The following is a 21,383-nucleotide window of genomic DNA, read 5'->3' as shown; positions in this document are numbered from 1 at the left end:
AAAACTCACCCGTGCGTAGGGTTATTTCAAAATATTGCTGGCCGTCACACAAAATTTAAACTCCTCCGTTCATATTTATCATAAATCCCCAACGGTGGCGGGGTACAATCACAGCGATTGGTTAAACAGTCTTCACAATGATGATACGTTTTCGTAGAATGCGCATAATAATAAGAGAGGTTGTTATGATTGAACGTGAACTGGGGAACTGGAAAGATTTTATCGAAGGCATGCTTCGTAAATGACATTCAGTAAGAATTGCAAGAGCACTAAAATAAGTAAAATAACCATAGTGTGAATTAATCACACAATAAAAAGGCGGCCGATTAAGCCGCCTTTTTTATGACTGCGGGTTATTCCTGTCGCTCCCGGAGCGGGAAGCGACGACGCACCAGCACAAAGAACAGCGGCACAAAATAAATCGCCAGGATGGTGGCCGAAATCATCCCCCCCATGACGCCGGTACCCACCGCATGCTGGCTGCTTGAGCCTGCACCCGTGCTGGTTGCCATCGGCAGTACGCCAAAAATAAACGCCAGTGAGGTCATCAGGATCGGACGTAGGCGCTGGCGGCAGGCGTGCAGCGTGGCGGCCATCAGCTCGTGGCCTTTGGCATTCATCTCGTTGGCAAACTCAACGATCAGAATGGCGTTTTTCGCCGACAAGCCGATCACCGTAAGTAGCCCCACCTGGAAGTAAACGTCGTTCTCCAGGCCGCGCATCCAGGTCGCCAGCAGCGCACCGATAACCCCAAGCGGCACCACCAGCATGACCGAGAACGGAACCGACCAGCTCTCATACAGCGCGGCAAGGCAGAGGAAGACCACCAGCAAAGAAAGCGCATAGAGGGCAGGGGCCTGCGCCCCGGAGAGACGCTCCTGGTAAGACATGGCCGTCCATTCCAGACCAAAACCGGCGGGCAACTGCTGCACCAGTTTTTCCATGGTGTCCATGGCGGTACCGGTGCTGACGCCCGGCGCGGCTTCCCCGACGATTTCAACTGCCGAATAGCCGTTATAGCGCTCCAGACGCGGCGAACCGCTCTCCCAGCGCGAGGTGGCAAAGGCGGAGAAGGGGACCATCCCGCCAGAATTATTGCGTACAAACCAGCGGTTAATATCATCCGGCAACATGCGGAACGGCGCGGCTGCCTGGACATACACTTTTTTCACTCGGCCGCGATCCATAAAGTCATTTACGTAGCTTGAGCCCCATGCGGTTTGCAGGGTGTCGTTGATATCCTCGATCGACACGCCCAGCGCCTGCGCCTTACGCTGGTCGATATCCACCTGAAGCTGCGGGCTGTCGTCAAGACCGTTGTGACGAACGCGGGTCAGGCCGGGATCTTTCCCTGCTAGTTCTAGCAGCTTATCGCGCGCGGCCATCAGGGCCGAGTGGCCCGCGCCGGCGTGATCCTGTAGCTCCATATCAAACCCGGCGGAACTGCCCAGGCCGCTGATCGCGGGCGGGCTGCTGGCAAAGACGCGCGCCTCTTTAATGCGGGCAAACGCTTTGGTTGCGCGTTCAATGATGGCGAACGAGGTTCCCGTTCTGGCGTCGCGTTCGTCCCAGTCTTTCAGGCGGACAAACATGCGGGCGACGTTCTGCCCGTTCCCGCCCGGGCCGGAGCCGACGGTAGAGAAGACCGAAACAACGTTATTTTTCTCTTTGGTGAAGAAGTACTGCTCAACGTTCTGAACCACCTTCAGCGTCTGCTGCTGGGTGGATCCGCTCGGGAGCTGCACCGAGGTGATGAACATCCCCCGGTCTTCCTGCGGCAGGAACGAGGTGGGAAGATGCAGGAACAGCCACACCATGCCGCCCAGCAGCACAACGTAAATCATCATCCAGCGCAGGCTGCGGTGTAGCACTTTGCCGACGGCAGATTCATACCGCTCGGCGTTGCGGTTGAACGTGCGGTTAAACCAGCCGAAGAACCCTTTCTGGCCGTGATGTTCCCCTTTGTGCAGCGGCTTAAGGAGGGTGGCGCAGAGCGCGGGAGTGAGGATCAGCGCCACCAGTACGGAGAGCACCATCGCCGAGACGATGGTGATTGAGAACTGACGGTAAATCGCCCCGGTTGTACCGCCAAAGAAGGCCATCGGGATAAAGACCGCCGACAGCACCATCGCGATACCGACTAACGCCCCCTGAATTTGTCCCATCGATTTACGCGTCGCCTGACGCGGGGAAAGCCCCTCTTCGCTCATGATGCGCTCGACGTTTTCGACCACCACGATAGCATCGTCCACCAGCAGGCCAATCGCCAGCACCATGGCAAACATCGTCAGGGTGTTGATGCTGTAGCCGAACGCGTAAAGCACCGCAAAGGTGCCCAGCAGCACCACCGGGACGGCAATGGTGGGGATCAGCGTGGCGCGGAAGTTTTGCAGGAACAGGTACATGACCAGGAACACCAGGGCGATCGCTTCCAGCAGGGTTTTGACTACGTCCTCAATCGAAGCTTTAACGAAGGAGGTGGTTTCATAGGCGACCTTGTACTCCAGCCCGTGCGGGAAATACTGCGACAGCTCATCCAGACGGTCCAATACCAGCTTCGCCGTCGCCATTTCGTTTGCGCCGGAGGCCAGCTTAATTCCCAGTCCAGAGGCCGGGTTGCCGTTAAAGCGGCTCAGGTAATCGTATTTCTCTGCACCCATTTCCACCTTAGCAACGTCGCCCAGACGCACTTCTGAGCCATCCTGATTCACGCGCAGGGTGATGTTGCGGAACTGGTCCGGGGTCTGAAGCAGAGATTGTGAATTAATGGTGGCGTTCAGGGCCTGTTTATCGACGGAAGGCGTGCCTCCCAGTTGCCCCACGGCAATTTGGGCGTTCTGTGCTTTGATGGCGTCCGTCACGTCGGTCGCCGTCATCTGATAGCTGTTCAGCTTGTTGGGATCGAGCCAGATACGCATCGAGTACTGTGAGCCGTAGGCGTCGATATCCCCCACGCCGTTAATACGGCTGAGCGGGTCCTGAATATTACTGGCGACGTAGTCCGCAATGTCCTGTTTATCCATTGAGCCATCGGTGGAGACAAACGCGATGGTCAGAATGTTGGTATCACCGGTTTTACGCACGGTGACGCCCTGGTTCTGCACGGCCTGGGGCAGTTTACGCATGGCCGACTGCAGCTGGTTTTGTACCTGCTGCACCGCTTCGTCCGGGTCGGTGCCCGCCTCAAAGCTCAGGGTGACAGTCGCCTGTCCCGTGGCGCTGCTTTGGGAGGACATGTACATCAGATTATCCAGACCCGTCATGTTCTGCTCGATAACCTGCGTCACGGTATTTTCCAGCGTTTGTGCGGACGCGCCGGGGTAGTTTGCTGTGACACGCACGTTAGGCGGTGCCAGATCGGGATATTGCTCAACGGGAAGAGAAGTAATCGCCAGGACACCTGTCAGACACAACAGGATGGCAAGCACCCAGGCAAAAATGGGGCGATCGATGAAAAAATTCGCCATGAAAGTGTGACCTCGTTTTGCTGCACGTCATTATTGTTTATTGCCCGCATCACTTTAGCGGTAAGGCCCAGGCCAAACGTGGAGAAATAAAGGAGATAATGTAAATTATCATGCGCTTTTCCCGGCGCTTCCCCCTTTACCGTTATTTACCTGTTAACGGCGCGGGTGCGGGGAACGTCACGCTGACCTGCGTGCCGCCGTTTTGCGGCTGCGAGAAGTGCAGCATTCCGCCGAGCCGTTGCGCGCGTTCTCGCATAATGTTCAGCCCGTAGTGTCCCGGCGGCTCGCTGGCCTCGCCAATCCCGATGCCGTTGTCGCGAATGCTGACGCTGTGCGTGCCGTCCAAGGCGGTCACGCAGCTGACGGTGATCTCGCTGGCCTGCGCGTGCTTAATCGCATTCAGGACGGCCTCCCGCACGATCTGCAGCAAATGCACCTGCTTCTGCGCGTCAAGCGCCAGGGTGGAGAGGCGGCAGTCGAGGTGCAGCTTCGCCTGCGTCTGGCTCTGCAGGGCATCGAGGGACTCCTGCAGCGCCGCGGGTAAATTCGCATGGTTTAGCGTCAGGCGGAAGGTGGTCAGCAGCTCGCGCAGCTGCTGCCAGGCGTTGTTCAACTCGCGGGAGAAGTCGGTGATGATCGTCTGCGCGGAGGCATTTTCCGCCGGCACGGCGTGTTTAAGCAGCGTGAGCTGGATCCGCAGATAGGAGAGTACCTGCGCCAGCGAATCATGCAGCTCGCGGGCGATGGTGGCGCGCTCCTCCATCAGCAGCAGCTGCTGGTAATGCTTCTGCGCCTGGTTAAAGTACAGCCCACGTCCGAGCATGGTCGCCACGCTTCTCATCAGCGGAAGAGGAACGCTGCCCGTCTCGCTTTGCCAGCGCAGCTCGCCGTAGAGGGTATCCTGCATCAGCACCGGCAGGGTTTGCAGAGAAATGCCGCTCACCTCTGTTCCTTCACACAGCCGCCAGTCGTCGCTGGTGCGTAGCTCCAGGTAATTCATCTGCGTGTATTCATGCACAATCTGCAAAATATGCCGGAAGCACAGGCTGTCTATCTGCCCGGTATTCAGCGCCTGGGAGCATTTGAACAGCATGTCGAGCTGCTGGTGGGCTTCATGCAAATGGCGCGTCTTTTCCGCGACGGAGGCTTCGAGCGACCGATAGAGAGTATGTAGCTCGCCCGACATATGGTTGAAGGCGCGGGAGAGCTGGCCCAGCTCGTTGGGGAGCGCGGTGTCCGGCGCCGGGGTGGTAAATTCCCCTCGCTCAATGCGTTCGCTGGCGGCCACCAGGTTGTTCAGCGGCAACACCACCTGGCGACGGATGCGCCGCAGGGTAAACAGCGTCAGCAGCAGGATCCCGAGCGCGCCAGCCAGAGAGAGGAGGGTCACCGTCTGGATTTTATTTTCGGTGTAGTGCTGGAGGGCGAGCACAAAGGCATCAATGCGGCCGACAAAATCCTCAATGTGAGCGTCATACCATGCGCTGTCGCCGCGGGCGATGTGCTTGTCCATGTCCAGCCAGGCCACATGCAGCTGCTGATAGCGCGCCTTGACGTTGTCCGGGACGTACCAGCGGTTCAGCTTCTCCAGGGAAGGCGCGCTTAACGTTCGCTGCCAGTTCTCACGATGCGCCATAAGGGAGGGGCTGTTGCGCTGCATCTCGTAGCCGAGGCGGTAACTCTGCATGCGCAGCGAGCCCGCAATGTTGATAGCTTCGGCGTCACGCTGGCTGCTGGCAAGCGTCAGCAGCGCGACGGTGCTGGTCAGCACGGACAGGGCAATGATCGAAAAGAAAGCCCAGGCAAGGCTTCCGGAAACGGGGCGTTTAACGGTCACGGAACGGATCTCTGCATAAAATGGCTCAGCCACAGGTCATGGGCAGTTGTACATTGCCTGATAACGCAGTAGCGAGCAAATAGCTTATTCATACTAAAGATAAGGTTATTGATCCAAAAGCCGCTTTGGGTATTAACCTGAAATCTGGCGAGAAGTAACGCGCCGTTTGAGCCGACGGACGACAAAGCGGGCTTCACGGGGTAGTATAAACAGACTCATTTAGCCGTGGAGCCCGTATGTCCCTGAACATTACCGTTATCAAAGACAAAATCCTTTCTGAAAATTACTTTGTCCTGCGTAACATCACTTACGATTTAACCCGTAAGAACGGTGACGTGATTCGCCACAAACGCGAAGTCTACGACCGGGGCAATGGCGCAACCATTCTGCTGTATAACCGTGAAAAGCAAAGCGTAGTGCTGATTCGCCAGTTCCGGGTCGCGACTTGGGTCAACGGCAATGCGGACGGGCGCCTGATTGAAACCTGCGCCGGCCTGCTTGATGACGATGAGCCGGAAGTCTGCATCCGCAAGGAGGCCGTTGAGGAGACCGGTTTTGAAGTGGGCGAGGTGCAAAAAGTCTTTGAGCTTTTCATGTCCCCTGGCGGGGTGACCGAGCTGGTCCATTTCTTCATTGCGGAATACACCGATGCCCAGCGCACGCATCGCGGCGGCGGCGTGGAGGATGAAGACATTGAAGTGCTGGAAATGCCTTTCACCCAGGCCGTTGAGATGGTGAAAAGCGGCGAGATCCGCGACGGTAAAGCGGTGATCCTGTTACAGTATCTGCAAACCAGCGGCTTAATGAACCCTAAACCGATGTCGTGATAACGTGTATTTCAGATAAATCTATCCGATAAATCCGATTGAGCCCGCCCGCCCTGGGCACGAAGATACGCCCCAGATTGACCTTTTCGTTTCCGGGGCTGTGCCATTCATGCGCTACTGCGTTTTGCTTTTCTTCATTTTCTGCGTGCTACCCGCGCCTCTGGTGTGGGCTGCGCCCGCGCAGCAGTCTTTTTCAGACTGGCAGGTTACCTGCAACAACCAGAATTTCTGCGTGGCGCGAAACACCGGCGAGCATCGCGGTCTGGTCATGACGCTGAGCCGTAGTGCAGGCGCGAAAACGGACGCCAGCTTGCGCATCGATCTCGGCGGGCTTTCGGCCCCGCCGGTTAAAGAGCCTGACATTGCCCCGCGCCTGCTGCTCGACAACGTTCCGTTAAAGCTCAATTCGCAGCACTGGCAGTTAACCCCCTGGCATCTCAAAACTGAAGATGCGGGTACCATCACCACGTTTCTGAAAACCATTCAGGAAGGGCAGGCGCTGACCCTGCGCGGGGGGAAGCAGACGATCTCGCTGGTCGGTCTGAAGGCGGCGCTGCTGTTTATCGACGCCCAGCAGAAGCGCGTTGGCAGCGAAACGGCATGGATTAAAAAAGGAGATAGCCCGCCGCTGAGCGTGCCTCCTGCACCGGCATTAAAAAAGGTGGCAGTGGTGAATCCGACGCCAACGCCGCTGACGCATAGCGAGCTGAACGATCTGCTGGATTATGGGACGTGGCGGATGAACAACAGCCAGTGCTCGCTGGATCCTAACCGTCGTGAAGTACGCGTCACTGCATTAACGGATGACAAAGCGCTGTTGATCGTCAGCTGTGAAGCGGGGGCCTATAACACGGTCGATCTGGCGTGGCAGGTCTCGCGTAAAAAACCGTTCGCCGCCCGTAGCGTCAGGTTACGTCTGCCGTTCACCCCCTCCAGCCAGAGCAGCGACATGGAGCTGATGAACGCCCGCTTCGATGAGAAAACGCGCGAGCTGACGACGCTGGCGCTGGGACGCGGTATAGGAGACTGCGGGATCCAGACGCGCTGGCGTTTTGACGGCCAGCGCTTCCGCCTGGTGCGCTATGCGGAAGAGCCAAGCTGCGATAGCTGGAATGGGCCAGACGCCTGGCCCACGCTGTGGATCACACGCTAGTTTTGCCGGATAGCGCTGTCGCACTACAACACGCTCAGCGCTTTCTCCACCACGTTCTCAACGGTAAAGCCGAAATACGGGAACAGCTTGTCGGCAGGAGCGGATTCACCGTAACCCCGCATGCCCACAATTGCCCCTTTCAGCCCCACGTACTTATACCAGTAGTCGGCAATACCCGCTTCCACCGCCACGCGCGCCGCAACGCTGGAAGGCAGCACCGATTCCCGATACGCCTCGTCCTGGGCGTCAAAAATATCCGTTGAAGGCAGAGATACCACGCGCACCGCGTGACCTTCGGCGGTAAGCTTCTCCGCCGCTTTCACCGTGATTTCCACCTCGGAACCGGTGGCAATCAGGATCACGTCCGGCTTGCCGCCGCTGTCTTTCAGGATGTACCCGCCGCGGGCAATGTTTTTTACCTGCTCCGGCGTGCGCTCGATCTGCGCCAGGTTCTGGCGCGACAGGATCAGCGCCGTAGGTCCGTTATGACGCTCAACGGCCAGCTTCCAGCCCACCGCCGCTTCCACCTGGTCGCACGGACGCCAGGTGCTGAAGTTTGGCGTCAGGCGCAGGCTTGCCAACTGCTCTACCGCCTGGTGCGTCGGACCATCCTCACCCAGCCCGATGGAGTCATGGGTGTAGACCATGATCTGCCGGGCCTTCATCAGCGCCGCCATACGCGCCGCGTTTCGGGCGTACTCGACGAACATCAGGAAGGTGGCGGTGTAGGGTATGAAGCCGCCGTGATGGGCGATGCCGTTAGCAATCGCGGTCATCCCAAACTCGCGCACGCCGTAGTGGATGTAGTTCCCGGCAATGTCTTCCTTCAGGGATTTAGAGCCGGACCAGATGGTGAGGTTGCTTGGTGCCAGATCCGCCGAGCCGCCGAGCAGCTCAGGCAGGAGAGGGCCAATCGCGTTCAGGGTGTTTTGCGACGCCTTACGGGTAGCGATTTTCGCCGGGTTGGACTGCAGATTTTCAATCAGCGCCTGGGTTTTATCGTCCCAGTCTACCGGCAGGCCGCCGCTCATGCGGCGGGAAAACTCGGCGGCCAGCTCCGGGTGCGCTTTTTTGTAGGCGGCAAATTTTTCGTTCCAGGCCTGCTGCGCTTTCTCACCGTCTTCGCGCGCATCCCATGCTCTGTAGATCTCTTTCGGGATCTCAAACGGCGGATATTTCCAGCCCAGTTTCTGGCGGGTCAGCGCCACTTCCTCTTCGCCCAGCGCCGCGCCGTGCGCCTCTTCTTTGCCCGCTTTGTTCGGCGAGCCGAAGCCAATGGTGGTACGGCAGATAATCAGGGACGGTTTGTCCTTCACGCTCTGCGCTTCCTGAATCGCTTTTTTCACCGCTTCCGGATCGTGGCCGTCAATCTCGTGCACCACGTGCCAGTGATAGGCCTCAAAGCGTTTTGCCGTGTCATCGGTAAACCAGCCCTCGGTTTCCCCGTCGATGGAGATGCCGTTGTGGTCATAGAAGCCAATCAGCTTGCCGAGCCCCAGCGTGCCCGCCAGCGAGCAGACCTCGTGGGAGATCCCCTCCATCAGGCAGCCGTCACCCATAAAGACGTAGGTGTAGTGATCGACAATCTCGTGGTCGGGCTGGTTGAACTGCGCGGCCAGCGTACGCTCGGCAATTGCCAGGCCGACGGCATTCGCCAGCCCCTGGCCCAGCGGGCCGGTGGTCGTTTCCACGCCCGGTGTATAGCCGATCTCCGGGTGGCCCGGCGTTTTGGAGTGCAGCTGGCGGAAGTTTTTTAACTCCTCAAGCGGCAGGTCGTAGCCGGAAAGGTGCAGCAGGCTGTAGAGCAGCATCGAGGCGTGGCCGTTGGAAAGAATAAAACGGTCGCGGTCGTACCAGGTTGGGTCAGTGGGGTTGTGCTTCAGGAAGTCGTTCCACAGCACTTCGGCAATATCGGCCATCCCCATCGGGGCGCCAGGGTGGCCGGAATTGGCTTTTTGTACGGCATCCATGCTGAGGGCGCGAATGGCGTTAGCGAGCTCTTTACGGGACATAGTTCACTCCGTGGCAAGGTTAAAGTTTGGCGGCGAGAAGATCTTCGAGTTTTCGCTGGTCGACGGCGAACTGGCGGATGCCGTCCGCCAGTTTTTCCACGGCCATAGGGTCCTGATTATGCTCCCAGCGGAACTCCGCTTCGGTCATGGCTTTCGGTTTTGGCAGGACGGTAGAGGTCGGCACCAGCTTGCGGATCACCGTTTCGTCGCTCTCCTGCAGCTTTTTCAGCAGGTCAGGGGAGATGGTCAGACGGTCGCACCCTGCGAGCGCCAGGATCTGCTCGGTGCGGCGGAAGCTGGCCCCCATCACAATGGTTTCGTAGCGATGCTGCTTGTAATAATCGTAGATATTACGCACCGACTTCACGCCAGGGTCTTCCTCTACCACGTACGGGTCCATCGGCTGTTTCGCCTGATACCAGTCGTAGATGCGCCCGACAAACGGCGAGATCAGGAACACGCCCGCTTCGGCACAGGCGCGCGCCTGGGCAAAGGAGAACAGCAGCGTCAGGTTGCAGTGGATCCCCTCTTTTTCCAGAACCTCTGCCGCGCGGATGCCTTCCCATGTGGACGCGAGCTTGATCAGAATGCGTGACTTATCGATCCCCTGTTCCTGGTAGAGCTCCACCAGGCGGCGCGCTTTGTTAATACTCTTTTCCTGATCGAATGAGAGGCGGGCATCTACTTCGGTCGACACGCGCCCCGGAATGCTTTTCAGAATTTCCGCACCAAAATTAACCGCCAGCTTGTCGCTGGCTTCAGCAACCTGCTGCTCCTGCGTTTTCCCGCGCTGTTTACCGTAGGCAATCGCGTCGTCAATCAGATGGCTAAAATGGGCAAGCCCCGCCGCTTTCAGAAGCAGCGAAGGGTTGGTGGTCGCGTCCTCTGGCTGATAGTGGCGAATCGACTCGATATCGCCGCTGTCTGCAACCACGGTGGTGAATTGTTTGATGCCGTCTAGCTGGTTCATAAATAATTACTCCTTGGAAATAAAAGAGTTAGATGAGTGCGTTAGTTCACACTTCTGAGAAAATCATGATGGACTTAACAAAAAAGCATAGCAGACGGGGCAGGCATTGCTTTTGAGACGGGTAACATGGCTGTTATAAATTGATAACAATTTTTAATGTGTGATGGTGAGAGTTTGGCAGCCTTCAAAGTTTATGCGCTGCTCAGCGGCGATACTATCTGACCGATACGTAAAAGGAATAACAAGATGGACGATCAGTTAAAACAGAGTGCCCTCGATTTTCACGAGTTCCCTGTCCCCGGTAAAATTCAGGTCTCCCCAACCAAGCCGCTGGCGACCCAGCGCGATCTGGCGCTGGCCTACTCGCCGGGCGTGGCTGCGCCATGTCTGGAGATCGAAAAAGATCCGCTGGCGGCCTACAAATACACCGCGCGCGGCAACCTTGTCGCCGTTATCTCTAACGGTACGGCGGTGCTGGGCCTGGGCAACATTGGTGCCCTGGCCGGTAAACCGGTGATGGAAGGGAAGGGCGTTCTGTTTAAGAAATTTGCCGGTATCGACGTGTTCGATATCGAAGTGGACGAACTCGATCCCGATAAGTTCATCAACGTGGTGGCCGCGCTGGAGCCGACCTTCGGCGGGATCAACCTGGAAGACATCAAAGCGCCGGAATGTTTCTATATCGAGCAGAAGTTGCGCGAGCGTATGAACATTCCCGTGTTCCATGACGACCAGCACGGCACGGCGATTATCAGCACCGCTGCCATTCTCAACGGCCTGCGCGTGGTGGAGAAAAATCTCTCCGACGTGCGCATGGTGGTCTCCGGCGCGGGCGCGGCGGCCATCGCCTGTATGAACCTGCTGGTGGCGCTGGGGATGCAGAAACACAACATCGTGGTCTGCGACTCTAAGGGTGTTATCTACAAAGACCGCGAGCCGAACATGGCGGAAACCAAAGCGGCGTATGCCGTGGAAGATGACGGCAAGCGCACGCTTGAGGACGTGATTGACGGCGCGGATATCTTCCTCGGCTGTTCAGGCCCGAAAGTACTGACCCAGGAAATGGTGCAGAAAATGGCGCGCGCACCGATGATCCTGGCGCTGGCGAACCCGGAACCGGAAATCCTGCCGCCGCTGGCGAAAGCGGTGCGCGAAGACGCCATTATCTGTACCGGCCGTTCGGACTACCCGAACCAGGTGAACAACGTGCTCTGCTTCCCGTTCATCTTCCGCGGGGCGCTGGACGTTGGCGCAACGGCGATCAACGAAGAGATGAAGCTTGCCGCCGTTCACGCCATCGCCGAGCTGGCGCACGCTGAGCAGAGCGAAGTGGTCGCCTCCGCGTATGGGGATCAGGATCTGAGCTTTGGCCCGGACTACATCATTCCAAAACCGTTCGATCCGCGCCTGATTGTCAAAATTGCGCCAGCCGTTGCCAAAGCGGCGATGGACTCCGGCGTGGCGACGCGTCCGATTCAGGATTTCGACGCGTACGTCGATAAGCTCACCGAGTTCGTCTACAAAACTAACCTGTTTATGAAGCCGATCTTCTCTCAGGCTCGCGCAGACGCGAAGCGCGTGGTGCTGGCGGAAGGGGAAGAGGCGCGCGTGCTGCACGCCACGCAGGAGCTTATCACCTTAGGGCTGGCGAAGCCGATCCTGATTGGTCGTCCGAGCGTGATCGAGATGCGAATTCAGAAGCTGGGCCTGCAGATTAAACCGGGCGTCGACTTCGAGATCGTTAACAACGAATCCGATCCGCGCTTCAAGGAGTACTGGAACGAATATTACGCGATCATGAAGCGTCGCGGGATCACCCAGGAACAGGCGCAGCGGGCGGTGATCAGCAATACTACGGTCATCGGCGCGATCATGGTCCATCGCGGCGAGGCGGATGCGCTGATCTGCGGCACCATCGGCGATTACCACGAGCATTTCAGCGTGGTGCAGGAGATCTTCGGCTATCGCGACGGCGTGCACACCGCCGGGGCGATGAACGCGCTGCTGCTGCCGAGCGGCAACACCTTTATTGCCGATACCTACGTGAACGACGATCCAACCCCGGACGAACTGGCGGAGATCACCGTGATGGCCGCCGAGACCGTGCGTCGCTTTGGTATTGAGCCGAAGGTGGCGCTGCTGTCGCACTCAAACTTTGGTTCGTCTAAATCCGCGGCGGCGTGCAAAATGCGCCAGACTCTGGAACTGGTGCGCGAGCGTGCGCCGGAGCTGATGATTGACGGGGAAATGCACGGTGATGCCGCGCTGGTGGAGAGCATCCGCAACGAACGTATGCCGGACAGCCCGCTGAAGGGATCGGCGAACATCCTGATTATGCCGAACGTGGAAGCGGCGCGTATCAGTTACAACCTGCTGCGCGTCTCCAGCTCTGAAGGGGTGACCGTAGGACCGGTGCTGATGGGCGTGGCGAAGCCGGTGCATGTGTTAACGCCGATTGCCTCCGTGCGCCGTATCGTGAACATGGTGGCGCTGGCGGTGGTTGAGGCGCAGACGCAGCCGCTGTAAGGGCGCGTGTGCTTACCCGACCTGGGGATGGAGTAGGCCGGATAAGCGCAGCACCATCCGGCAGTTAAATCCAGTCGCGTACTTTAAGGAACTCACTCAAGGCAGCCTCCGGGCTGCCTTCTTTTGGCTCGTAGCTGTACTCCCAGCGCACCAGCGGCGGCATAGACATCAGAATCGACTCCGTGCGTCCGCCGGTCTGCAGGCCGAACAGCGTCCCGCGATCCCACACCAGGTTGAACTCCACGTACCGCCCGCGACGATAAAGCTGGAACTCACGCTCGCGCACGCCGTAGTCGGTGTTTTTACGGCGTTCGACAATCGGCAGGTACGCGTCGGTGAACCCTTCGCCCACCGCGCGCATAAAGCTAAATGCCGTATCAAAATCCGGCGTGTTGAGATCGTCAAAGAACAGCCCGCCGATGCCGCGCTGTTCGTCGCGGTGCTTCAGGTAAAAATAATCGTCGCACCACTTTTTAAATTTCGGGTAGACGTCCTCGCCAAACGGCAGGCAAAGGTCCCGCGCGGTGGTATGCCAGTGCACGGCATCCTCTTCGAAGCCGTAGTAGGGCGTCATGTCGAAACCGCCGCCAAACCACCAGACCGGATCGGCCCCCGGCTTCTCCGCGATGAAAAAGCGGACGTTGGCGTGGCTGGTCGGAACAAACGGGTTATGCGGGTGGATCACCAGCGAGACGCCCATCGCTTCGAAGCTGCGGCCCGCCAGCTCAGGGCGGTGCGCGGTAGCGGACGCGGGCATGGCGTCGCCGTGAACGTGGGAAAAATTCACGCCCGCCTGTTCGAAGATGCCGCCGTTACGCAGCACGCGGCTGCGCCCGCCGCCGCCCGCTTCGCGCTGCCAGCTATCTTCCTGGAATTCACCGCCGTCTGCGGCGGCCAGTTTCTGGCAAATCTCATCCTGCAGCTGCAGCAGGAACGTTTTGACCAACTGTGCATTGGGTTTCATCAGCGTTTCCTGGAGTGCGCTTTCTGGTTATCGAACCAGTTGAAGTAACTGATAATGCCGGAGGCGATGGCGTTGGCGATCTTCTGGCGAAACGCCGTGGTGCCGAGCAGGCGCTCTTCTTCCGGATTGGTAATAAAGGACGTTTCCACCAGCACGGACGGGATAGACGGTGACTTCAGCACCACAAACGCCGCCTGTTCCGTGCTTTTACTGTGCAGACGGTGCACCGGCTTAATCCGCTTGAGGATATGCGAGCCGAGCGTCAGGCTGTTTTTGATGGTGTCCGTTTGCACGAGATCGAACAGCACCTGCTGCAACAGATGATCTTTATCCGTGGCTTTCTTCCCGGCTACTTCATCCGCCCGGTTTTCGCGATCGGAAAGGTATTTCGCCATGGCGCTACTGGCGCCGCGGTTGGAGAGGGCAAACACCGACGCGCCCGCGGCGGAAGGGTTTGTGAAGCCATCCGCGTGGATCGACATAAACAGATCCGCGCCGTGCTTGTGGGCGATCTCGACGCGGTCATACAGCGGAATGAACGTGTCGCCCGTGCGCGTCAGGCGGGCATCAATGCCGTTGCTGCGTAAAATTGCGCGCACATTTTTTGCAATTGCCAGCACGACGTGTTTTTCTTTCGAACCGTTTCTGCCAATGGCACCGGTGTCGATTCCGCCGTGGCCCGGATCGAGCATCACCAGACGCTTTGCGCCCGGCTTTTTGGTTTTCGGTTTGCTGTGTCCGTTACTGGTTTTGAGCGTGCTCTCGTCTTTTGCCTGAGCCTGCTTAGCGATGCCCGTTAACGTTAAGGCCGCCAGCCCCGCTTTGAGAACCTGACGACGCGATGTGAGTGCTTTTAATGGTTTGAATGTGCTCATGCGGCCTGAATACTGAAAAATGGGGTCCTGGTGTTATATCGTATCGTGTTTCCCGTTACGACAGTCCTTATTGAGAATTGTTTTACTTTTCATTTCAATACGTGACAAAGTGACATTATGCCAAATTTTGGCGAGATTTTCCCCGGTTATTGGCTAAACGCCCCGTTCACGCCATAATCACTGTTTTTAAACCCGAAAAGGCGGTTAATACCATGGAGATACGCGTTTTTCGCCAGGAAGATTTCGAAGAGGTGATCACCCTTTGGGAGCGCTGCGATCTGCTGCGTCCGTGGAACGATCCGGAAATGGATATCGAACGTAAGGTGAATCACGACGTTAGCCTGTTTCTGGTCGCGGAAGTGAACGGCGAGGTGGTTGGGACGGTAATGGGCGGCTACGACGGCCACCGCGGCTCGGCCTATTATCTGGGCGTCCACCCGGAATACCGGGCGCGCGGCATCGCCAACGCGCTGCTCAATCGTCTGGAAAAGAAACTCATCGCCCGCGGCTGCCCGAAAATCCAGATCATGGTGCGGGAAGATAACGACGTGGTGCTGGGCATGTATGAGCGTCTGGGCTACGAGCACGCCGACGTGCTGACGCTGGGTAAGCGCCTGATCGAAGATGAAGAGTACTGAGATCCACCCGGCTGACTATGACGCGCAGGGCCGCGTCAGGCTGCCGTTTTTATTCTGGTGCGTTTTGCTCCTCCAGGCCCGTACCTGGGTACTGTTTGTGATGGCCGGTGCGTCGCACGGGCAGGGCGATACGCTGCTGAATCTCTTTTATCCCGACCATGATGCCTTCTGGCTCGGCTTACTGCCGGGCGTACCAGCGGTGGTGGCTTTTTTGTGCAGCGGTCGACGGCATGTAATCCCGCGTCTGTGGCGTGCGCTTCGCTGGCTGCTGATCCTCGCCCAGATTGCGCTGCTGTTCTGGCAACCCGTGCTCTGGTGGCTGGGTGAACCGCTTTCCGGTATCGGCATCGCGCTGGTGGCGGCGGATATTGTGGCGCTGATGTGGCTGCTGACGAATCCCCGCTTACGCGCCTGTTTTACGCAAGAGTCAGATTAGCGCGGCACTTTTTGCCGATGCCGCACTCCAACAAGCGTTGATTTAATTAGAAAGGACGTTTCAATGAAATCGCTGCGTTTACTTTTATGCGCTCTCCCGCTGGCGTTAACCGGCTGTTCGACGCTCTCCTCCATTAACTGGTCCGCCGCGTATCCGTGGAACTGGTTTGGCTCTTCCACCGAAGTGACCGAGCAGGGCGTAGGAAAAATTACCGCGTCGACCGCGCTCGATCAGGACGCTATTCAGGATGCCCTGAGCAGTGACTATCGCCTGCGTAGCGGGATGAAAACCGAGAATGGCAACATTGTACGTTACTTTGAAGCGTTGAAGGGCGACAAGCTGGCGCTGGTGATTAACGGTGATAAAGGGACGGTGAACCGCATTGCCGTGATGGACGAAGATATTCCGACCGTCAGCGGCGTAAAGGTGGGCACTCCGTTTAGCGATCTTTATAAACAGGCCTTTGGCAACTGCAGTAGCGCCCCTTCAGACGATGGCGTGGCGGTGGAATGTAAGGCGGAAGGCAGCCAGCACATCAGCTATGTCTTCACCGGAACCTGGAGCGGTCCGGAAGGATTGATGCCCTCTGACGACACGCTAAAGAGCTGGAAAGTGAGCAAAATATTGTGGAAGCAGTAATTTGCGCCTGAACAAACCGCCTCGCTGAAATCCGGGTATAATAGCCGCCATCAATGCCACGCTGACGTGGCATCTTTATTTCAGGAGGAGCGATGTCTCAGGTTCAGAGTGGCATTTTGCCAGAACATTGCCGCGCGGCGATTTGGATTGAAGCCAATGTTAAAGGGGACGTGGATGCCCTGCGCGCGGCCAGCAAAGTTTTCGTTGATAAACTGGCCACCTTCCAGGCCAAATTCCCGGACGCCCATCTGGGTGCCGTTGTCGCTTTCGGCAATAACGTCTGGCGTCAGCTGAGCGGCGGCGAAGGCGCGGAAGAGCTGAAGGATTTTATCCCTTATGGCAAAGGCCTGGCGCCAGCCACCCAATACGACGTGCTGATCCACATCCTCTCTCTGCGCCACGACGTGAACTTCTCCGTTGCTCAGGCGGCGGTTGAAGCGTTTGGCGACAGCATCGACGTGCAGGAAGAGGTTCATGGCTTCCGCTGGGTGGAAGAGCGCGATCTGAGCGGCTTCGTTGACGGCACCGAAAACCCGGCGGGTGAAGAGGTTCGTCGCGACGTGGCGGTCATCAAAGACGGCCTGGACGCGGGCGGCAGCTACGTGTTCGTCCAGCGCTGGGAGCACAACCTCAAGCAGCTTAACCGCATGAGCGTGCACGACCAGGAGATGATGATTGGCCGCACCAAAGAAGCCAACGAAGAGATCGACGGCGATGCGCGCCCGGTGACCTCGCACCTGTCCCGCGTTGACCTTAAGGAAGACGGCAAGGGGCTCAAAATTGTTCGTCAGAGCCTGCCGTACGGCACGGCAAGCGGCACGCACGGCCTCTACTTCTGCGCCTACTGCGCGCGGCTGCACAATATTGAGCAGCAGCTGCTGAGCATGTTCGGTGACACTGACGGCAAGCGCGACGCCATGCTGCGCTTCACCCGCCCGGTCACCGGCGGCTACTATTTTGCGCCGTCCGTTGAGCGCCTGCTGGCGCTGTAAAACGCTCCCCATACGTAGGCCGGGTAAGCGTTAGCGCCACCCGGCAATTTTCCCCGCACCCTTATTCCCTTTTCTGCTTGTAAATCACCAAACGGTATATAAAACCGTTACTCCTTTCATCCCCGTTATAAATATTATGACTATAAGATAGTCATCACATTTATAAGGGTGCGCAATGGCCGTTACTGTACTGAAAAAAGGAACTCTGGCGCTGGCAGGTTTACTGCTGGTGGCCCAGGCGCAGGCGACCGAGCTGCTGAACAGCTCGTATGATGTCTCCCGCGAGCTGTTTGCCGCCCTTAACCCACCGTTCGAGCAGCAGTGGGCGAAAGAAAACAATGGCGATAAGCTGACCATCAAGCAGTCCCACGCCGGTTCATCCAAGCAGGCGCTGGCGATTTTGCAGGGGCTGAAAGCAGACGTCGTGACCTACAACCAGGTGACTGACGTGCAGATCCTGCACGACAAGGGCAAACTGCTCCCGGCTGACTGGCAGAGCCGCTTGCCAAACAATAGCTCGCCGTTCTACTCCACCATGGGCTTCCTGGTGCGTAAGGGCAACCCGAAGAACATCCACGACTGGAGCGACCTGGTGCGTTCCGACGTGAAGCTGATTTTCCCGAACCCAAAAACTTCAGGTAACGCGCGCTACACCTATTTAGCCGCGTGGGGCGCGGCAGACAAGGCTGACGGTAAGGATAAAGCGAAGACCGAGCAGTTCATGACACAGTTCCTGAAAAACGTCGAAGTGTTTGATACCGGCGGCCGCGGGGCGACCACGACCTTCGCCGAGCGTGGTCTGGGCGACGTGCTGATCAGCTTTGAATCCGAAGTGAACAACATTCGCAAGCAGTACGAAGCGCAGGGCTTCGAGGTGGTTATTCCGAAAACCAACATCCTGGCCGAGTTCCCGGTGGCGTGGGTGGATAAAAACGTGCAGGCGAACGGCACCGAGAAAGCGGCAAAAGCCTATCTCAACTACCTGTACAGCCCGCAGGCGCAGGCCATCATCACCGATTACTACTACCGCGTGAACAACCCCGACGTAATGAACAAACTGAAGGACAAATTCCCGAAGACCGCACTGTTCCGCGTGGAAGATCATTTCGGCTCCTGGCCTGAGGTGATGAAAACGCACTTTTCCAGCGGCGGTGAGTTAGACAAACTGCTGGCGGCGGGGCGTAAGTAATGTTTGCAGTCTCGACAAAACGCGTGCTGCCGGGCTTTACCTTAAGCCTCGGGACCAGCCTGCTGTTCGTCTGCCTGATCCTGCTGTTGCCGCTCAGCGCGCTGGTGATGCAGCTTGCTCAGATGAGCTGGGCGCAGTACTGGGACGTGGTCACCAACCCGCAGGTGGTGGCGGCCTATAAGGTGACGCTGCTGTCGGCGTTTGTCGCCTCCATTTTTAACGGCGTGTTTGGCCTGCTGATGGCGTGGATCTTAACCCGCTATCGCTTCCCGGGCCGTACGCTGCTTGATGCCCTGATGGATCTGCCGTTTGCGCTGCCGACGGCGGTTGCGGGCTTAACCCTCGCGTCGCTCTTCTCCGTGAACGGGCTGTACGGAGAGTGGCTGGCGAAATTTGACATCAAGGTGACCTATACCTGGCTCGGGATCGCGGTTGCGATGGCCTTTACCAGCATCCCGTTTGTGGTGCGTACCGTGCAGCCGGTACTGGAAGAGCTGGGTCCGGAATACGAAGAAGCGGCGGAAACGCTGGGCGCCACGCGCTGGCAGAGCTTCCGCAAAGTGGTTCTGCCGGAGCTCTCTCCGGCGCTGATGGCGGGCGTCGCGCTGTCGTTTACCCGCAGTCTGGGTGAGTTCGGCGCGGTGATTTTTATCGCCGGGAACATCGCCTGGAAAACGGAAGTCACCTCGCTGATGATTTTCATCCGCCTGCAGGAGTTTGATTATCCGGCGGCGAGCGCGATTGCCTCGGTGATTCTGGCGGCCTCGCTGCTGCTGCTGTATTCGATAAACACTCTGCAAAGTCGCTTTGGTCGACGTGTGGTAGGTCACTGATGGCGGAAGTTACGCAATTGAAGCGATACGATGCGCCCCGCATCAACTGGGGTAAATGGTTTCTGATTGGCGTGGGCGTGCTGGTTTCCGCCCTCATTCTCGTCGTGCCGACGGTTTATATCTTCGTCCAGGCGTTCAGCAAGGGGCTGATGCCCGCGCTGGAGAACCTGGCGAACCCGGACATGCTGCACGCCATCTGGCTGACGGTGCTGATTGCGTTAATCACCGTGCCGGTGAACCTGGTCTTCGGTACGCTGCTGGCCTGGCTGGTGACGCGCTTTAACTTCCCGGGACGTCAGCTGCTGCTGACCCTGCTGGATATTCCGTTTGCCGTGTCGCCTGTTGTTGCCGGTCTGGTTTACCTGCTCTTTTACGGCTCCAACGGCCCGCTGGGCGGCTGGCTGGATGAGCATAACCTGCAGATCATGTTCGCCTGGCCGGGCATGGTGCTGGTGACGATCTTCGTGACCTGTCCGTTCGTGGTGCGTGAGCTGGTGCCGGTGATGTTAAGCCAGGGCAGCAATGAAGACGAAGCGGCCGTTCTGCTTGGCGCATCCGGCTGGCAGATGTTCCGCCGCGTGACGTTGCCGAACATTCGCTGGGCGCTGCTTTACGGCGTGGTGCTGACCAACGCCCGTGCGATTGGTGAGTTTGGTGCGGTGTCGGTGGTATCCGGCTCGATTCGCGGTGAAACGCTGTCGCTGCCGCTGCAGATTGAATTACTGGAACAGGACTACAACACCGTCGGTTCCTTTACTGCCGCAGCGTTGCTGACGCTGATGGCGATTTTGACCCTGTTTTTGAAGAGTGTGGTGCAGTGGCGTTTAGAGAATCAGGAAAAACGTCAGCATCAGGAGGGAAATCATGAGCATTGAGATTGCCAATATTAAGAAGTCTTTTGGTCGCACCCAGGTGCTGAATGATATCTCGCTGGATATCCCTTCCGGACAAATGGTGGCGCTGCTGGGGCCGTCTGGCTCGGGCAAAACGACGCTGCTGCGGATCATCGCCGGGCTTGAGCATCAGACCAGCGGGCACATCCGCTTCCACGGCACCGACGTGAGCCGCCTGCACGCCCGCGATCGTAAAGTCGGCTTTGTCTTCCAGCATTACGCGCTGTTCCGCCACATGACCGTTTTCGACAATATCGCCTTTGGCCTGACGGTGCTGCCACGTCGTGAACGCCCGGATGCAGCAACCATTAAGGCGAAAGTAACCAAACTGCTGGAGATGGTGCAGCTGGCGCATCTGGCGGACCGTTTCCCGGCGCAGCTTTCCGGCGGGCAGAAGCAGCGCGTGGCGCTGGCGCGCGCGCTGGCCGTTGAGCCGCAAATACTGCTGCTGGATGAACCCTTCGGCGCGCTGGATGCGCAGGTGCGCAAAGAGCTGCGTCGCTGGCTGCGCCAGCTGCATGAAGAGCTGAAATTCACCAGCGTCTTCGTGACCCACGATCAGGAAGAGGCGATGGAAGTCGCGGACCGCGTGGTGGTCATGAGCCAGGGCAACATCGAGCAGGTTGACGAGCCGGAACAGCTCTGGCGCGAGCCGGCGACCCGCTTCGTGCTGGAGTTTATGGGCGAGGTGAACCGACTGCAGGGCACCATCCGCGGCGGTCAGTTCCACGTGGGCGCGCACCGCTGGCCGCTGGGCTACACCTCCGCGCATCAGGGGCCGGTCGATTTGTTCCTGCGCCCGTGGGAAGTGGACGTCAGCCGCCGCACCAGCCTGGATTCCCCGCTGCCGGTGCAGGTGCTGGAAGCTAGCCCTAAAGGACACTACACCCAATTGGTGGTACAGCCGCTGGGCTGGTATACCGAGCCGCTGACCGTGGTCATGCGCGACGACGTCCCGCCGCACCGGGGTGAGCGCCTGTTTGTCGGGCTGCAGCATGCGCGCATCTATCACGGTAAGGAGCGGATTGAGACGCGCGAGGATATTGCTCTGGCGGAGTCAGCCTGATAGGTTATTGAGTATGTTTTTCGCCCGGTGGCGTGATGCTTACCGGGCTTTTTATTGAGTAAAAAT

Annotated in this window: 18 protein-coding genes; 12 read left to right on the top strand and 6 right to left on the bottom strand. The window is 58.1% G+C overall.

Annotation, left to right across the window (positions count from 1 at the left end):
- Nucleotides 1-185 precede the first annotated feature (185 nt).
- Nucleotides 186-245: a protein YpfM gene (ypfM, locus tag ACMWL8_RS05785; protein WP_015572204.1), complete on the top strand. Its 60-nt coding sequence runs from the start codon at nucleotides 186-188 to the stop codon at nucleotides 243-245.
- A gap of 108 nt (nucleotides 246-353) precedes the next feature.
- Here ypfM and acrD read toward each other — a convergent pair whose 3' ends face one another.
- Complete coding sequence (acrD, locus tag ACMWL8_RS05780; RefSeq protein ID WP_045261160.1) at nucleotides 354-3,467, bottom strand: multidrug efflux RND transporter permease AcrD; 3,114 nt, start codon at nucleotides 3,465-3,467, stop codon at nucleotides 354-356.
- Nucleotides 3,468-3,609: 142 nt separating this feature from the next.
- The gene (narQ, locus tag ACMWL8_RS05775) at nucleotides 3,610-5,304 is read right to left on the bottom strand and encodes a nitrate/nitrite two-component system sensor histidine kinase NarQ (protein WP_045261169.1); all 1,695 of its coding nucleotides are present in this window, start codon (nucleotides 5,302-5,304) and stop codon (nucleotides 3,610-3,612) included.
- Between the two features lie 236 nt (nucleotides 5,305-5,540).
- Between narQ and nudK the strand changes: the two genes are divergently transcribed.
- Together nudK and ACMWL8_RS05765 are read left to right on the top strand one after the other, a co-directional pair.
- The gene (gene nudK / locus ACMWL8_RS05770) at nucleotides 5,541-6,131 is read left to right on the top strand and encodes a GDP-mannose pyrophosphatase NudK (protein WP_041908784.1); all 591 of its coding nucleotides are present in this window, start codon (nucleotides 5,541-5,543) and stop codon (nucleotides 6,129-6,131) included.
- Between the two features lie 109 nt (nucleotides 6,132-6,240).
- Complete coding sequence (locus tag ACMWL8_RS05765) at nucleotides 6,241-7,284, top strand: DUF1176 domain-containing protein (protein WP_045261159.1); 1,044 nt, start codon at nucleotides 6,241-6,243, stop codon at nucleotides 7,282-7,284.
- Between the two features lie 23 nt (nucleotides 7,285-7,307).
- On the opposite strand, the gene tkt is transcribed toward ACMWL8_RS05765, so the two are convergent.
- The gene (gene tkt, locus ACMWL8_RS05760; protein WP_045261158.1) at nucleotides 7,308-9,296 is read right to left on the bottom strand and encodes a transketolase; all 1,989 of its coding nucleotides are present in this window, start codon (nucleotides 9,294-9,296) and stop codon (nucleotides 7,308-7,310) included.
- 19 nt (nucleotides 9,297-9,315) lie between these two features.
- Nucleotides 9,316-10,266: a transaldolase gene (tal, locus tag ACMWL8_RS05755; protein ID WP_028014009.1), complete on the bottom strand. Its 951-nt coding sequence runs from the start codon at nucleotides 10,264-10,266 to the stop codon at nucleotides 9,316-9,318.
- A gap of 246 nt (nucleotides 10,267-10,512) precedes the next feature.
- On the opposite strand from tal, the gene maeB reads away from it, so the two are divergent.
- A complete protein-coding gene (gene maeB, locus ACMWL8_RS05750; RefSeq protein WP_028014008.1) occupies nucleotides 10,513-12,792 on the top strand; it encodes an NADP-dependent oxaloacetate-decarboxylating malate dehydrogenase in 2,280 nt (759 codons plus the stop codon).
- A 64-nt stretch (nucleotides 12,793-12,856) separates the two neighbouring features.
- Here the strand turns inward: maeB and hemF are convergent, their stop codons facing one another.
- On the bottom strand, nucleotides 12,857-13,756 hold the full coding sequence (gene hemF / locus ACMWL8_RS05745; protein WP_045261157.1) for an oxygen-dependent coproporphyrinogen oxidase: 900 nt from the start codon (nucleotides 13,754-13,756) through the stop codon (nucleotides 12,857-12,859).
- Entirely contained in the window at nucleotides 13,756-14,631 is an 876-nt protein-coding gene (amiA, locus tag ACMWL8_RS05740; protein ID WP_045261156.1) for an N-acetylmuramoyl-L-alanine amidase AmiA, read from the bottom strand. The genes hemF and amiA overlap by 1 nt, the downstream gene beginning before the upstream one ends.
- A gap of 212 nt (nucleotides 14,632-14,843) precedes the next feature.
- Here amiA and ACMWL8_RS05735 point away from each other — a divergent pair, with 212 nt between their 5' ends.
- The 8 genes from ACMWL8_RS05735 to cysA all read left to right on the top strand — a co-directional run bounded on the left by ACMWL8_RS05735 (nucleotide 14,844) and on the right by cysA (nucleotide 21,317).
- Nucleotides 14,844-15,269 carry a GNAT family acetyltransferase gene (locus tag ACMWL8_RS05735; protein WP_003861292.1) on the top strand — a complete coding sequence of 142 codons (426 nt, stop codon included), beginning with the start codon at nucleotides 14,844-14,846 and terminating at the stop codon, nucleotides 15,267-15,269.
- The gene (locus tag ACMWL8_RS05730) at nucleotides 15,256-15,705 is read left to right on the top strand and encodes a DUF2919 domain-containing protein (protein WP_045261155.1); all 450 of its coding nucleotides are present in this window, start codon (nucleotides 15,256-15,258) and stop codon (nucleotides 15,703-15,705) included. Before ACMWL8_RS05735 ends, ACMWL8_RS05730 begins: the two co-directional genes overlap by 14 nt.
- A 63-nt stretch (nucleotides 15,706-15,768) precedes the next feature.
- The gene (locus tag ACMWL8_RS05725) at nucleotides 15,769-16,344 is read left to right on the top strand and encodes an RpoE-regulated lipoprotein (RefSeq protein WP_045261154.1); all 576 of its coding nucleotides are present in this window, start codon (nucleotides 15,769-15,771) and stop codon (nucleotides 16,342-16,344) included.
- A 92-nt stretch (nucleotides 16,345-16,436) separates the two neighbouring features.
- The gene (locus tag ACMWL8_RS05720; RefSeq protein WP_045261153.1) at nucleotides 16,437-17,336 is read left to right on the top strand and encodes a Dyp-type peroxidase; all 900 of its coding nucleotides are present in this window, start codon (nucleotides 16,437-16,439) and stop codon (nucleotides 17,334-17,336) included.
- Nucleotides 17,337-17,511: 175 nt separating this feature from the next.
- Entirely contained in the window at nucleotides 17,512-18,525 is a 1,014-nt protein-coding gene (locus ACMWL8_RS05715) for a sulfate ABC transporter substrate-binding protein (protein WP_045261152.1), read from the top strand.
- Complete coding sequence (cysT, locus tag ACMWL8_RS05710) at nucleotides 18,525-19,358, top strand: sulfate/thiosulfate ABC transporter permease CysT (RefSeq protein ID WP_004123378.1); 834 nt, start codon at nucleotides 18,525-18,527, stop codon at nucleotides 19,356-19,358. The genes ACMWL8_RS05715 and cysT overlap by 1 nt, the downstream gene beginning before the upstream one ends.
- Nucleotides 19,358-20,233 carry a sulfate/thiosulfate ABC transporter permease CysW gene (cysW, locus tag ACMWL8_RS05705; protein ID WP_045261151.1) on the top strand — a complete coding sequence of 292 codons (876 nt, stop codon included), beginning with the start codon at nucleotides 19,358-19,360 and terminating at the stop codon, nucleotides 20,231-20,233. Before cysT ends, cysW begins: the two co-directional genes overlap by 1 nt.
- The gene (gene cysA, locus ACMWL8_RS05700) at nucleotides 20,223-21,317 is read left to right on the top strand and encodes a sulfate/thiosulfate ABC transporter ATP-binding protein CysA (protein ID WP_008501607.1); all 1,095 of its coding nucleotides are present in this window, start codon (nucleotides 20,223-20,225) and stop codon (nucleotides 21,315-21,317) included. The genes cysW and cysA overlap by 11 nt, the downstream gene beginning before the upstream one ends.
- Nucleotides 21,318-21,383: the final 66 nt, after the last annotated feature.

Origin of the sequence: Enterobacter sp. 04-C-12-SI-ECC, assembly GCF_047530715.1 — a bacterium.
In the GTDB taxonomy this organism is placed as follows: Bacteria; Pseudomonadota; Gammaproteobacteria; order Enterobacterales; family Enterobacteriaceae; genus Enterobacter; species Enterobacter bugandensis.
The sequence above is the reverse complement of the archived record's forward strand: the minus strand, read 5'-3'. Positions and strand labels throughout refer to the sequence as shown.

Bases quoted from the DNA above. Each gene is read 5' to 3' on its own strand.
- ACMWL8_RS05765 (WP_045261159.1), top strand. From the start codon at position 6,241: ATGCGCTACTGCGTTTTGCTTTTCTTCATTTTCTGCGTGCTACCCGCG.
- ACMWL8_RS05730 (WP_045261155.1), top strand. From the start codon at position 15,256: ATGAAGAGTACTGAGATCCACCCGGCTGACTATGACGCGCAGGGCCGC.
- cysA (WP_008501607.1), top strand. From the start codon at position 20,223: ATGAGCATTGAGATTGCCAATATTAAGAAGTCTTTTGGTCGCACCCAG.
- ACMWL8_RS05720 (WP_045261153.1), top strand. From the start codon at position 16,437: ATGTCTCAGGTTCAGAGTGGCATTTTGCCAGAACATTGCCGCGCGGCG.
- maeB (WP_028014008.1), top strand. From the start codon at position 10,513: ATGGACGATCAGTTAAAACAGAGTGCCCTCGATTTTCACGAGTTCCCT.
- tkt (WP_045261158.1), bottom strand. From the start codon at position 9,296: ATGTCCCGTAAAGAGCTCGCTAACGCCATTCGCGCCCTCAGCATGGAT.
- ACMWL8_RS05725 (WP_045261154.1), top strand. From the start codon at position 15,769: ATGAAATCGCTGCGTTTACTTTTATGCGCTCTCCCGCTGGCGTTAACC.
- acrD (WP_045261160.1), bottom strand. From the start codon at position 3,467: ATGGCGAATTTTTTCATCGATCGCCCCATTTTTGCCTGGGTGCTTGCC.
- cysT (WP_004123378.1), top strand. From the start codon at position 18,525: ATGTTTGCAGTCTCGACAAAACGCGTGCTGCCGGGCTTTACCTTAAGC.
- amiA (WP_045261156.1), bottom strand. From the start codon at position 14,631: ATGAGCACATTCAAACCATTAAAAGCACTCACATCGCGTCGTCAGGTT.
- ACMWL8_RS05715 (WP_045261152.1), top strand. From the start codon at position 17,512: ATGGCCGTTACTGTACTGAAAAAAGGAACTCTGGCGCTGGCAGGTTTA.
- hemF (WP_045261157.1), bottom strand. From the start codon at position 13,756: ATGAAACCCAATGCACAGTTGGTCAAAACGTTCCTGCTGCAGCTGCAG.
- cysW (WP_045261151.1), top strand. From the start codon at position 19,358: ATGGCGGAAGTTACGCAATTGAAGCGATACGATGCGCCCCGCATCAAC.
- ACMWL8_RS05735 (WP_003861292.1), top strand. From the start codon at position 14,844: ATGGAGATACGCGTTTTTCGCCAGGAAGATTTCGAAGAGGTGATCACC.
- tal (WP_028014009.1), bottom strand. From the start codon at position 10,266: ATGAACCAGCTAGACGGCATCAAACAATTCACCACCGTGGTTGCAGAC.
- nudK (WP_041908784.1), top strand. From the start codon at position 5,541: ATGTCCCTGAACATTACCGTTATCAAAGACAAAATCCTTTCTGAAAAT.